This is a genomic window from Rathayibacter sp. Leaf248, assembly GCF_920939495.1.
Classification (GTDB): Bacteria; Actinomycetota; Actinomycetes; order Actinomycetales; family Microbacteriaceae; genus Rathayibacter; species Rathayibacter caricis.
The window spans coordinates 527451-539482 of record NZ_CAKLAV010000002.1 but is presented as its reverse complement, the minus strand read 5'-3'; the positions used below and the strand labels follow the sequence as shown (position 1 = coordinate 539482).

Genomic DNA, 12032 nt, shown 5'->3' with positions numbered 1-12032 from the left:
GGCGCGAGTCGTCAGGAGAGGCCGACGCCGATCAGCGGAGGCAGGATCAGCGCCGACAGCTGCACGATCACTCCGTTGGCCCCGGCCCCGAGGGCGATCGCGGCCAGCACCTTCGGGAGTCCGCGGCGCGAGACGCCGACGACGCCCAGGATCGCGGTGAGCGCCGCGAGGATCAGCTGGCCAATCCCGATGACCACGAACACCGCTCCGATGTCGGTGGCGCCGAGCCCGTTGCGGTAGGCGAGCACCGGCACGATCGTCGTCAGGCACACCTGGACGATCTGCGTGACGGTCAGCAGCACGGCGAGGACGAAGGCGATCACGCCGGGGACGTTGCGGCGGCGGGGTGCAGGAGCGGTGGAGGTCACGGGCCGAGCCTAGAGGGGCCCCGGAGGGCGCCGTGTACCCTTGTCCGTTTCGACGAGAGGGTTCCACCATGTCCGAGTCACCGGTCACGACCGGCTCCGCCCGGCCCACGGAGCGCCTGGCGCCCTGGGTCTTCTGGCCCGCCGTCGCACTGATCCTCGCGATCGTCGCCTTCGCTCTGCTCGCACCCGGCACCGCGACGGCGGTGTTCTCCTCCCTCCAGACGACGGTGGTCGACACCTTCAGCTGGTACTACGTGCTCCTCGCCGCCGCGTTCGTGGCCTTCGCGATCTGGATGGGCGTCAGCCGCTTCGGCGACATCAAGCTCGGCAAGGACGACGACGAGCCCGAATTCTCGATGCTCGCGTGGATCTCCCTCCTCTTCGCCGCCGGCATGGGCATCGGCCTCGTCTTCTACGGCGTCGCCGAGCCGCTGAACCACTTCTCGAACCCGCGGCCCGGAGTGACGGGCACCGAGCAGCAGCTCGCGCAGAGCGCCCTGTCGCAGACCTACCTGCACTGGGGCGTGCACGCCTGGTCGATCTACGTCGTGGTCGGCCTCGCCCTCGCCTACGCGATCCACCGCCGAGGGCGCCCCGTCTCGATCCGCTGGGCGCTCGAGCCGCTGCTCGGCCGGCGCGTGCGCGGCGGCTGGGGCAACGCGATCGACGTGGTCGCGCTGATCGGCACGGTCTTCGGAGTCGCGACCTCGCTCGGCCTCGGCGTCACGCAGATCTCGGCCGGGCTCGAGGCCTCCGGCATCGTCGAGTCCTCCCTCACGGTCCAGCTCGTCGTCATCGCCGTGGTCGTCGGCATCACGATCCTCTCCCTGGTCTCCGGCGTCGGCCGGGGCATGAAGTGGCTGTCGTCCGGCAACCTGATCCTCGCCGGGGCTCTGCTCCTGTTCGTCCTCTTCACCGGGCCGACCCAGTTCCTCCTGCGCGAGTTCGTGCAGTCGCTCGGCAACTACCTGCAGAACTTCCTCGGCCTCTCCTTCACCGTCAGCGCCTTCGCGGGGGCGGACGGCGAGGCGTGGCAGGGGAGCTGGACCACGTTCTACTGGGGCTGGTGGATGTCGTGGGCGCCGTTCGTGGGCATCTTCATCGCCCGCGTCTCGAAGGGCCGCACGGTGCGCGAGTTCGTCGCCGGGGTCCTCCTGGTGCCGACGATCATGACGTTCCTCTGGTTCAGCGTGCTCGGCGGTGCGGCCCTGTACCGCGAGCTGTACGGCTCGGGCGGACTGGTCGGAGCGGACGGCTCCGTCGACTCGAACCTCGCGCTCTTCCAGATGCTGGCGGACCTGCCGGGAGGCGTCGTCGTGACGTTCGGCGCGATCCTCCTGATCGGCGTCTTCTTCGTCACCTCGGCCGACTCCGGCGCCCTGGTGATGGCGATGATCGCGACCGGCGGCTCCGTCGAGCCGAAGAACCCGATCCGCGTGTTCTTCGCCCTGGCGACGGCACTGCTCGCGATCGCCCTGCTGATCGCCGGCGGTCTCGACGCCCTGCAGACGGCGGCGATCCTGTCGGCGCTGCCGTTCAGCGTGGTGATGATCCTGATGTGCGTCGCGACGGTGATCGCGTTCCGCCGCGAGCTGCGCGCCTACGACAAGGCCCGGCGTGCGGCGTTCGTCGGCGACATCGGCCGCTTCTACGGACTCGAGGTGGAGGAGCCGACGGAGCGGGAGCCGGTGCCGCTGCTGCAGCGGGTGCTGCGTCGCGGGCGCTGACCACTCCGTCGTCGACCCCTCGCGCGCGCCCGCACCCGGGCCCTAGCGTGGAGGGATGGCACTGACGCTTCCGGAACCCCGTCTCCCCTCCCTCCTCGACTCCCCCGTTCTGAAGTGGGGGATCCTGGCCCCGGGCGGCATCGCCACGAGCTTCGTCACCGCGCTGCGCACGCACACGCGCCAGGAGGTCGTGGCCGTCGGCTCGCGCTCGCTCGAGCGCGCGCAGGAGTTCGCGAACCGCTTCGGCATCGCCCGGGCCTCCGCGGGCTACGAGGCGGTCGTGAACGACCCCGAGGTCGACGTCGTCTACATCGCGTCCCCGCACTCCGAGCACGCCCGGCAGGCGCTGCTCGCCATCGCCGCGGGCAAGCACATCCTGGTCGAGAAGCCGTTCGCGCCGACTCCGGGCGAGGCCGAGATGATCGTGCACGCCGCGCGCGACGCCGGCGTCTTCGCCATGGAGGCGATGTGGATGCGCTACCTCCCGCACATGGACGTCGTGCGCCGCCTGATGGAGGACGGCGCGGTCGGCGCGCCCGCCCTGGTCTCGGCCGACTTCGGGGCGGCGTTCCCGTTCGACCCGACCAGCCGCATCTTCGACCCCGCGCTGGCGGGCGGCGGGCTGCTCGACGTCGGCGTCTACGCGTCCTCGTTCGTGTCGATGGTCGCCGGCACCCCGCAGAGCACCGTCGTGTCGGGCGGGCTGACCGAGACCGGAGTCGACGCGACCGCCACGATCGTCGGCCGCCACGCGGGCGGCGTGCAGTCGCTCGCCACCTCGACCGTGCTGGCCGACACCCTGCAGGCCGCGAGCGTCGCGGGCAGCGAGGGCCGGATCGACGTGCACCCGGCCTTCTGGCGACCGGGCGGAGTGACGCTCACACGCGGGGACGACTCCGGGACCTGGCTCGACGAGTCACCGCTGCGCGACGGCGAGGGGCTGGCCTGGGAGGCCGTGCACCTGGCGACCTACCTGGCCGAGGGGCGCACGGAGTCGCCGCTGCATCCGCTCGACGAGGTCGTGCAGGTCGTGCGGACGCTCGACGACGCCCGGCGCCGCATCGGGGTGTCGGTCTAGACGAGCGTCAGCCGGCCGGCAGCTCGACGCGGAACGCGGTGCGGCCGGGCTCCGAGTCCACCAGGACGCGTCCGCCGTGGGCCTCGACGACCGCGGCCACGATCGCGAGGCCGAGGCCGGTCGAGCCGGTCGTCCGGGCGCGGGACGAGTCGCCGCGGGCGAAGCGCTCGAACAGCACGGGCACGAGCTCCGGAGCGATGCCCGGGCCGGAGTCGGTGACCGTCACGACCGCGATCGGCCGGCCGGCGGGGTCGCGCTCCTCCGCGAGCGCCGCCACCACCCGGGTGCCGGCGGGCGTGTGCACCGACGCGTTCCGCAGCAGGTTCGCGACGACCTGGTGCAGTCGGAAGCCGTCGCCGCGGATCTCGACCGGCTCCTCCGGCAGGTCGAGGTCCCAGTCGTGGTCGGGGCCGGCGACGTGCGCGTCCGAGACCGCCTCGATCAGCAGCATCGTCAGGTCCACCGGTTCCTTCTCGAGATCGCGGCCCTCGTCGAGCCGCGCGAGGAGCAGGAGGTCCTCGACGAGCGAGGTCATGCGGGTGGCGGCCGACTCGATGCGCTCGAGGGAGTGGGCGGCCGTCTCCGGCAGCTCCGATCCGGAGCGGCGGGGCAGCTCGGCGTAGCCGCGGATCGCAGCGAGGGGCGTGCGCAGCTCGTGCGAGGCGTCGGCGACGAACTGCCGCACCTTGTTCTCGCTCGCCTCGCGGGACTGCAGCGCCCCGGTGACGTGGTCGAGCATCCGGTTGAAGGCGGCGCCCACCCGACCGACCTCGGTGCGGGTGTCGGCGTCCTCCTCCGGGACCCGCTCGACCAGCTCGACCTGGCCGCGCTCGAGCGGCAGCTCGGCGACGCGCGTGGCCGTCGCCTCCACCCGGTCCAGCGGCCGCAGGGCGACCCGGATGATCGCGGTCGCGATCAGCGCGACGAGCAGCATCGCGAGCAGCGTGATCGCGATCACCACTCCGGTCAGCGAGCTCAGCACCTGCGTCGTCTCGCCCAGCGGCACGCCGACGACGACCACGGAGCCGTCCACGACGGCCGCCCGCGTGCGGTACTCCCCGAGGACGCCGCCCAGATCGACCGTCGTCTCGGCCCCGCCGGCGGCGATCGACTGCGCGAGCACCGAGTCCGGCTGCTCCGCGAACTCGCGGCAGTCTCCGTCCGCATCGATGTAGGCGCCGACGAACGAGCCGTCGGCGTTCTGCACGGCCGTGATCGTGCTGAGGTTCTGGTTCGGGCCGCCGAACGAACCGGTCGGGCAGGTCGTGGCGCGTTCGATGGCCGAGGGACCGGCGAACTGCCCGGGGCCGTCGAACTCCTGCAGCCGCGTCAGGGACTGGGAGAGCTGCGCGTCGGTGCTCTCGTAGAGGATCCCCCGGAGCGAGAGCACGCTGACCGCGCCGACGACGCCCGCGGTGATCGCGACCATCAGGACGACGGCGAGGACCATCCGGCGCCGGAGAGTCCACGGCGCGCGCCCGCCGGAGCGGCGCGATCGGGAGCCGCGCAGCGCCGAGGGGGTCGCGAAGTCGCCGAAGCCGGGCCGCGCCACTAGTCGGCGGGCTTCAGCAGGTAGCCGGCGCCGCGCACCGTGTGGATCATCGGCGCGCGTCCGGCGTCGATCTTCTTGCGCAGGTAGGAGATGTAGATCTCGACCACGCTCGACTTGCCGCCGAAGTCGTAGGACCAGACCCGGTCGAGGATCTGCGCCTTGCTCAGCACCCGGCGGGGGTTCCGCATCAGGAAGCGCAGCAGCTCGAACTCGGTCGCGGTGAGCTCGATCTCGGTGTCGCCGCGGCGCACCTCGTGGCTGTCCTCGTCGAGCACCAGGTCGCCGACGATCACGCGCGGGTCGTCGACGTCGTTCGCGAGCAGGGTGCTGCGGCGGATGAGGCCGCGCATCCGTGCCACGAGTTCCTCGAGCGAGAAGGGCTTGGTGACGTAGTCGTCGCCGCCCGCGGTGAGACCCGCGATGCGGTCGTCGAGCGCGTCCTTCGCGGTGAGGAAGAGTACGGGGGTCTGGCTGCCGTCGGCGCGCACCCGCTGCAGCACCTGCAGTCCGTCGATGTCCGGCAGCATCACGTCGAGCACGATCACGTCGGGGCGGAACTCGCGCGTGATCGTGATCGCCGAGCGGCCCTCGGCCGCGGTGCGCACCTCCCAGCCCTCGTAGCGCAGCGCCATCTGGAGCAGGTCGGTGAGGGTGCTCTCGTCGTCGACGACGAGGACGCGGATCGGGGATCCGTCGGCGCGCGTGAGGCGGGTGCGCTGCGCGGGGGCGAGGTGCTTCGAGGGGGCGGGCATGACTCCCAGTATCGGGAGAAGCCTATGAGGACGCTATGGGCGGTCGATGCGGTCGCTGTGCGCGTCCGCCGGCTGCTCGGGCTCCTCCACCGCCGCCGAGCGCGCATAGCCGCGGACCCGCCGATCGACGAAGGTCGCGAACCAGAGCAGCACGCCGATCACGAGGAGCACCGCCGCGATCTCGTACTGCGCGATGTCGCGCCCGGAGGTGATCGGCAGCACCAGGTAGACGCACGCGATCGCGCCCAGCACCGGCAGCACCGTGGGCGTCCGGAAGTGCTGGTGGTCCACCGGCTGCCGCCGCAGCACGAGGACCGAGACGTTCACCACGGCGAAGACCGCGAGGAGCAGGAGCGACGTGGTGCCGCCGAGCAGGACCGCGATGGGGTTCTGCGGGTCGCGCGACACGTACGCGGTGAGCAGCAGCGCGATGACGGTGGTGAACAGGATCGCCGCCCACGGCGTCCGGCGCCCCGGCAGCACGTTCTTCAGGAACGGCGGCAGCACGCCCTGCTTGCTCATGCCGTAGAGCAGGCGGCTCGCCATCATCATGTTGATCAGCGCGCTGTTGGCGACCGCGAACAGCGAGATGAACGGCAGCAGCGTCGAGATCGGGAAGTCGGGCGCGGCGGTCTCGACGACCGTGACGAGCGGAGTGTCGTTGCCGGCCAGCTCGCCGACCGGCACGATCGCGACCGCGAGGGTCGAGACGAGGATGTAGACCACCGCGGTGATGCCGAGCCCCGTGAGCATCACCTTCGGGAAGATGCGGCTGGGCTCCTTGGTCTCCTCCGCCATGTTCACCGAGTCCTCGAAGCCGACCATCGCGAAGAACGCGAGCGACGTCGCCGCGCTGACCGCCAGCAGCAGCGACTTGTCGCCCGACGTCTCGAACGCGACGACCCGCGAGAAGTCGGCCTGCCCGCCGAACACGGCGAAGAAGCAGACGAAGATCACGAGCAGCAGGCCCGAGAGCTCGATCAGGGTGAGGACCACGTTCAGGCCCACGCTCTCGGCGACCCCGCGCAGGTTCACGAGGGCGATCAGCACCATGAAGACGAGCGCGATCGTGATCTTGACGCCGGCCCCCTCGCCCAGGCCGAAGCCGATGGCGAAGTTGCTCGCGAACGCTCCGGAGGCGGCGGACGCCGAGGTGATGCCGCTCGCCATCACCGTGAAGCAGACCAGGAACGTGACGAAGTGGATCCCGAACGCCTTGTGGGCGTAGAGCGCCGCTCCGGCCGCCTGCGGGAACTTGGTCACGAGCTCGAGGTACGAGCAGGCGGTGAGGGTGGCGACGACGAAGGCGATCAGGAACGGCAGCCAGGCCGCTCCGCCCACCTCGGCGGCCACCTGCCCGGTCAGCGCGTAGATGCCGGTGCCGAGGATGTCCCCGACGACGAACAGGAGGAGGAGCTTGGGTCCGAGGACCCGCTTCAGCTCCGGCGGTGCGGTCGTGCTCTCGCGTGTCGCAGTCATGATCGGCGCCTCCGTCGGCTCGTTCCGGTTGAGCGCGAGCCTAGGACCGGGCGAGCGGTGACGGGAAGTCCTCGGCGGTGGACGGACCACTCCGGGAACGACGAAGCGCCAGGACCCCGAGGAGGTCCTGGCGCTTCCGCGGTCGTGGGGTCAGAGGACGCCAGCGCCGACGGGCACGGTGATGGTGCTCGTCGCCGACAGGGTCCTGCCCGCGACGACGACGGAGAGGGTCACCGGGAAGGTCGCGACAGCGCTGATGGCGAGCAGGTCGCTGAAGCCGGCCAGACCGAACACGACGGGCACAGTCAGAGTGCCGTTCGACGCGATGGTGATCGGCTGCGTCGTCGTGAACGAGGTGAGCGGGAATCCGTACGCGAGGTTGGTGATGGCCGCCCTCTGATAAACGGCGGTGCGCGCCCCCGATGTGGTCGCGACGCCGTTGTACTGGCTGACTCCGAAGCCGCGAGCCCTTCCAACGGGGATGTTGATGCCGGCCGGTCGTTGAACGATGATCGTCACCGTTCCGGTCTCGCCCGAGATGGCACCGTCGCCGTTCGTGAGGGTGAACTGAGTCGGACGGGTGATCAGCGCCGTGGCGGTCACCGTGCCGCCGGTATCGAGAAGGTTCAGCGTCGCCAGGTTCGAGGCGTTGCCGCTCCACGCGAGCGTCGCGTTGGCGACGGAGGCGGCGGCCATCGGGGCGGCGACGGCCGCCGCGACGACGGGGACGCTCCAGACGGCGGACGTGGTGAGACTGCGGCGGGAGAGTGAGTTCTCGGGCACGTGTTCCCTTTCGAGGAGGTGGGAGTGAGGTCGGAGGGCGGCTGTGCGGTGATCCACCTCACGCCTGTACGGGAAAGGTAGGGACGGGACCGCGGCGCGATCCACGCCTCCGTCCCGTGCGACGAATCCTCGACTCCACTTCGGCTGAGAGTTGCCTGGGACCCTCCTGCCCGTCGTGAGCGGAGGAATCCGCGCAGTTCCGGGCCGCCGCGCCCGTCATCGACACCCACCGCGTTGTCGACTGCACCGTCACCCTCGACCGGGTGGCCCCTGACCGGGCCGACCGACCTGGCGCAGAAGCGCGCCCCTCTGTCGGAGGCGTGCGGAGCGGGACACGACGGGGCCGCGCCTCATGGACTGCCCACAGCTCCTCGATGCGCCACGCAGAAGTGCCGTCCCTACGGTCGGGCATCGCGCGGACGACTCCGCCGAGCGCCCCGTGCCGGGGCCTCCCCACCTCGACCGGAAGGACACGATGTTCACCACCTACCTCCGCAGGGAGCTCATCAACCGGCGACGGCAGACGGTCGTCGTCGCCGCGGGTCTCGCGCTCGCGATCGCCCTCGTGATCCTCGTCACCTCGTTCGCCGCGGGGGTCCGGAACGCGCAGGCGTCCGTCCTCGGCTCCGTCTACGGGGTCGGCACCGACATCACCGTGACGCAGGCCGCGGCCGCGCCGACCGAGGGCGGGGCGGGCGGCCAGCGGTTCGACTTCGGCGGGGACGACGGCACCACCGACGGCGGCACCACCTCGGTCAGCCAGTCGCGCTTGGAGGTCGATCGCGGGACCACCGCGTTCGACGCCTCGGCGGTCGACACGGCCCTCGGGGTCGACGGCGTGCAGACGGCGATCGGCGTGCTCTCGCTGACCAGCACCACCTTCAGCGGCGAGATGCCGGACCGGTCGCAGGCCGCGGCGCCCGGAGCGGCTCCGAGCCCAGGGGCCCCGGCCGGCGGCTCCTCCTTCGGCGTCGACTCGTTCTCGGTGCTCGGCCTCGACCCGGCGGGCAGCGCGATCGGCCCGCTCGCCGACGTCGTCCTCACCGACGGGCGCACCTTCACCGCGGCGGACGCCGGGCAGGACGTCGTCGTGCTCGACTCCTCCTACGCCACCACGGCCGCCCTGTCCGTCGGCTCGACCGTCGAGATCGGCGGCACCGCGTTCACCGTGATCGGCGTCGTCACGACCGACTCCCCCGACGCGAGCACCGCCTCCGACACCTACATCCCGCTCGACGTCGCGCAGACGCTCTCGGGCGAGACCGGGATGATCTCCTCCGTCTACGTCCAGGCCGCGTCCTCCGAGGACATCGCGGGGATCCAGGCGGACCTCGAGACCGCCCTGCCCGACAGCACGGTCGCGACACAGGCCGACCTCGCCTCCTCCGTCTCGGGGTCGCTCTCGACGGCCGGCGACCTCGTCGCGGACCTCGGCACCTGGCTCTCGCTGCTGGTCCTGGCCGCGGCGTTCCTGATCGCCACGCTCTTCACGATCTCGGGCGTCACCCGCCGCACCCGCGAGTTCGGCACCCTGAAGGCGATCGGCTGGTCGAACGGCCGCGTCGTGCGGCAGGTCGCGGGCGAGTCGGTCGTGCAGGGCCTGATCGGAGGCGCCGCCGGCATCGCGATCGGCCTCCTCGGCATCGCGATCGTGAACGCCGTCGCGCCCACCCTGTCGGGCGCCTCCGCCTCGACGTCCGCGGGCGGCCCCGGAGGAGGGTTCGGGCCGGGTGCGCCGGTGGCGGCCACGGCGACGGAGGTCGCGCTCTCGCTCCCGGTCACGATCCCGGTGATCCTCCTCGCCGTCGGCCTCGCGGTCCTCGGCGGACTGCTCGCCGGCACGATCGGCGGCTGGCGGGCCGCGCGCCTGCGCCCCGCCGCGGCGCTCCGCTCGGTCGGCTGACCCGACCACCTCCACACCCCTCTCCTACTCGAAGGACGACATGTACACCCTCACGAACGTCACCAAGAGCTACTCCGGCGCGCAGACCGCGGTCACCGCGCTCAAGGACGTCACCCTCACCATCCCCGACAGCCAGATGGTCGCGATCCAGGGGCCGACGGGCGGCGGCAAGTCGACGCTGCTGCAGATGCTCGGCGCGCTCGACCGGCCCACCTCGGGCACGGTCGTCCTCGGCGAGCACGAGATCTCGTCCGTCGGCGATCGCCGGCTCGCCGCGGTGCGGGCGACGGAGGTGGGGATCGTGTTCCAGAGCTTCAACCTGATCCCGACGCTGACCGCCCTCGAGAACGTCGAGACGGCTCTCGCGCCGCAGCGGATGCCCGCCGCCGAGCGGACGCAGCGCTCCCGCGAGGCCCTCGCCTCCGTCGGACTCGCCGACCGCGGCGAGCACCTCCCGGCCCAGCTGTCGGGCGGGCAGCAGCAGCGGGTCGCGATCGCCCGCGCCCTGGTCAAGAGGCCCCGGGTACTGCTCGCCGACGAGCCGACCGGCGCCCTCGACGAGGACACCCGCGACGACATCATGACCCTGCTCGAGACGCTCTGGACCGAGCGCGGACTGACGCTCGTGATCGTGACGCACGACTCCGCCGTGGCACGCCGCGCTCAGCGTCGGCTGCACCTGAAGGGGGGCCGGGTGACCGAGGCGGCGTGAGCGGAACGCGCGGCAGGACGCTGCCGTGTCCGGATCCTGCCGCGACCCTCGGCACCCTCGGAACTCCCGCTCTGCGGGGCGTAGGGGATACCGGTCGTGTCAGCATGCTGCCGCGCCCAGTGCCTGATCTGGCGGCACCGGTGCGGGTGCCGGAGTCTCGGAGTACCGCCGGCCGCGAGGTCCGGTGGACCACCCGCCGAGAGGACCGCACCATGACCGTGACCGTCACCGGAACCCGCTCCCCCGCCGCGCACGTGCGCCCGACCGCCGTGGTCGGCTCCGTCGCGTGGGCCGCCCTCGCCGTGCTGCTCGTCGTCCCGGGCACGTCTCCCGTGGCTCTGCTCGCCGTGGTGATCGCCGCCGCCGCCGCCCTGTGCCTCGCGGTCGTGCCCTTCGTCCGCTCCCGCCCGGCGGCCCGACGGGCTGGCGTGCTGATCGGGCTGCTGTCTCCGTTCCTCGCGCTGGCGGCCCTCACTCCGTTGATCGCGGTCGTCGGCCCCGTCGCGATCGCGGTCGTCGCAGCCGCGGTCGCCCTCGAGCTGGCCGTCCTCGCGGCGGTCGCCCGGCGGTGACGCGGCCGAGCGCCCTCCTAGACTCGTCGAGGCGGGAGAACGGGGGCCGACCGGTGCTGAGCGAGAACGCGATCGCCCTCTACCTGCACGCCTGCGTCCGCAGCGACTGGACCCTCGAGGGCGCGTCCGACGAGCTCGGGCTCGCGATCCGCGACCTGGAGTCGGCGCGCGAGGAGCTGCTCGGCAGCCGCCTGCTCCGCCCGCTGCACGAGGGCGGATCGGCCTTCGGGACCGCGTCGCCCGACACCGCGCTGGCCGAGCTGGTCGACGACGACGAGCGCCGCGTGCTCGAGCTCCAGGCCGCGATCTCGCGCCGCCGCAACGAGCTGATGGCCCTCGTGCCCGCCTACCGCAGTGCGCAGCGCGACGTCGCGGGCACCGAGCACATCGAGGTGGTCGAGGACCCCGCGACGGTCCTGCGACTCCTGCTGGATCTCGGGCGCACCGCCACCCGCGAGATCCTCATCGCCGCGCCGGGCACGAGCAGCGTCGAGCGGCACGACGCGAGCGACGGGACCGACCGCGAGATCCTCGCCCGCGGAGTCTTCCGCCGCACCCTGTACCACGAGCGCCGGCGCGACCACGCGGCCACCAGGCGCTCCGTCGAGCAGCTCGAGCCGCTGGGAGCCGAGTTCCGCACCCTGCCACTCGTGCCGTTCCGCCTCGTCGTCTTCGACCGCTCGCTCGCCGTCGTCTCGCGGGGCCGCGACGACGACGACCGCGCCGCCCTCGTCGTCCGCTCGCCGGATCTGGCATCGGCCCTCGCCCGCGTCTTCGACGCCGCGTGGGAGTTCGCCGTCCCGTTCAGCGCGAGCCCCGTCGATCCGGACGTGCCTCTCAGCGCCGTGCAGCGCTCGGTGCTGGCCGGCCTCGCCTCGGGTCTGACGGACGACGCGCTCGCTGCGCGGCTCGGGATGAGCGTGCGGACCTGCCGCCGCCACATCGCCGTGCTGTTCGAGCTGCTCGGCGCCGAGAGCCGGTTCCAGGCGGGAGTCCTCGCGGCGCAGCGGGGTCTGCTGCCGACGCGGTCGCGCCGCTGAGGACCGGTGTGCCCACCGGCCCCTAGGGGCTGTTGAACACGAGATCGCCGTCGCGAGCACGGCCTG

The 12032-nt window shown here is 72.3% G+C and carries 11 protein-coding genes; 6 read left to right on the top strand and 5 right to left on the bottom strand.

Annotation, left to right across the window (positions count from 1 at the left end; all coding sequences use genetic code 11):
* Window positions 1-11: 11 nt before the first annotated feature.
* Complete coding sequence (locus LRG51_RS15605) at window positions 12-368, bottom strand: hypothetical protein (protein WP_055790893.1); 357 nt, start codon at window positions 366-368, stop codon at window positions 12-14.
* Window positions 369-436: 68 nt separating this feature from the next.
* Between LRG51_RS15605 and LRG51_RS15600 the strand changes: the two genes are divergently transcribed.
* Both LRG51_RS15600 and LRG51_RS15595 read left to right on the top strand, forming a co-directional pair.
* On the top strand, window positions 437-2095 hold the full coding sequence (locus LRG51_RS15600; RefSeq protein WP_230673517.1) for a BCCT family transporter: 1659 nt from the start codon (window positions 437-439) through the stop codon (window positions 2093-2095).
* Window positions 2096-2150: 55 nt separating this feature from the next.
* Window positions 2151-3173, top strand: coding sequence for a Gfo/Idh/MocA family protein (locus LRG51_RS15595; RefSeq protein ID WP_230673515.1), 1023 nt, complete (start codon window positions 2151-2153; stop codon window positions 3171-3173).
* A gap of 7 nt (window positions 3174-3180) precedes the next feature.
* On the opposite strand, the gene LRG51_RS15590 is transcribed toward LRG51_RS15595, so the two are convergent.
* The 4 genes from LRG51_RS15590 to LRG51_RS15575 form a co-directional block, all read right to left on the bottom strand.
* A complete protein-coding gene (locus LRG51_RS15590) occupies window positions 3181-4623 on the bottom strand; it encodes a sensor histidine kinase (RefSeq protein ID WP_230673513.1) in 1443 nt (480 codons plus the stop codon).
* Between the two features lie 101 nt (window positions 4624-4724).
* The gene (locus tag LRG51_RS15585) at window positions 4725-5477 is read right to left on the bottom strand and encodes a response regulator transcription factor (protein ID WP_230673511.1); all 753 of its coding nucleotides are present in this window, start codon (window positions 5475-5477) and stop codon (window positions 4725-4727) included.
* Window positions 5478-5510: 33 nt separating this feature from the next.
* Window positions 5511-6956, bottom strand: coding sequence for an APC family permease (locus tag LRG51_RS15580; protein ID WP_055790882.1), 1446 nt, complete (start codon window positions 6954-6956; stop codon window positions 5511-5513).
* 150 nt (window positions 6957-7106) lie between these two features.
* On the bottom strand, window positions 7107-7739 hold the full coding sequence (locus LRG51_RS15575; protein ID WP_055790879.1) for a hypothetical protein: 633 nt from the start codon (window positions 7737-7739) through the stop codon (window positions 7107-7109).
* Between the two features lie 475 nt (window positions 7740-8214).
* Between LRG51_RS15575 and LRG51_RS15570 the strand changes: the two genes are divergently transcribed.
* The 4 genes from LRG51_RS15570 to LRG51_RS15555 all read left to right on the top strand — a co-directional run bounded on the left by LRG51_RS15570 (window position 8215) and on the right by LRG51_RS15555 (window position 11966).
* Entirely contained in the window at window positions 8215-9642 is a 1428-nt protein-coding gene (locus LRG51_RS15570; RefSeq protein WP_055790876.1) for an ABC transporter permease, read from the top strand.
* Between the two features lie 40 nt (window positions 9643-9682).
* Window positions 9683-10354, top strand: a complete 672-nt coding sequence (locus tag LRG51_RS15565; RefSeq protein ID WP_055790873.1) for an ABC transporter ATP-binding protein — start codon at window positions 9683-9685, stop codon at window positions 10352-10354.
* A gap of 212 nt (window positions 10355-10566) precedes the next feature.
* Window positions 10567-10926: a hypothetical protein gene (locus tag LRG51_RS15560; RefSeq protein WP_055790870.1), complete on the top strand. Its 360-nt coding sequence runs from the start codon at window positions 10567-10569 to the stop codon at window positions 10924-10926.
* Window positions 10927-10979: 53 nt separating this feature from the next.
* Complete coding sequence (locus LRG51_RS15555) at window positions 10980-11966, top strand: helix-turn-helix domain-containing protein (protein WP_055790869.1); 987 nt, start codon at window positions 10980-10982, stop codon at window positions 11964-11966.
* Window positions 11967-12032 lie beyond the last annotated feature (66 nt).

Coding starts and splice junctions, on each gene's coding strand:
- LRG51_RS15590 (WP_230673513.1), bottom strand. CDS start 4,623: ATGGTCCTCGCCGTCGTCCTGATGGTCGCGATCACCGCGGGCGTCGTC.
- LRG51_RS15570 (WP_055790876.1), top strand. CDS start 8,215: ATGTTCACCACCTACCTCCGCAGGGAGCTCATCAACCGGCGACGGCAG.
- LRG51_RS15595 (WP_230673515.1), top strand. CDS start 2,151: ATGGCACTGACGCTTCCGGAACCCCGTCTCCCCTCCCTCCTCGACTCC.
- LRG51_RS15580 (WP_055790882.1), bottom strand. CDS start 6,956: ATGACTGCGACACGCGAGAGCACGACCGCACCGCCGGAGCTGAAGCGG.
- LRG51_RS15560 (WP_055790870.1), top strand. CDS start 10,567: ATGACCGTGACCGTCACCGGAACCCGCTCCCCCGCCGCGCACGTGCGC.
- LRG51_RS15600 (WP_230673517.1), top strand. CDS start 437: ATGTCCGAGTCACCGGTCACGACCGGCTCCGCCCGGCCCACGGAGCGC.
- LRG51_RS15585 (WP_230673511.1), bottom strand. CDS start 5,477: ATGCCCGCCCCCTCGAAGCACCTCGCCCCCGCGCAGCGCACCCGCCTC.
- LRG51_RS15565 (WP_055790873.1), top strand. CDS start 9,683: ATGTACACCCTCACGAACGTCACCAAGAGCTACTCCGGCGCGCAGACC.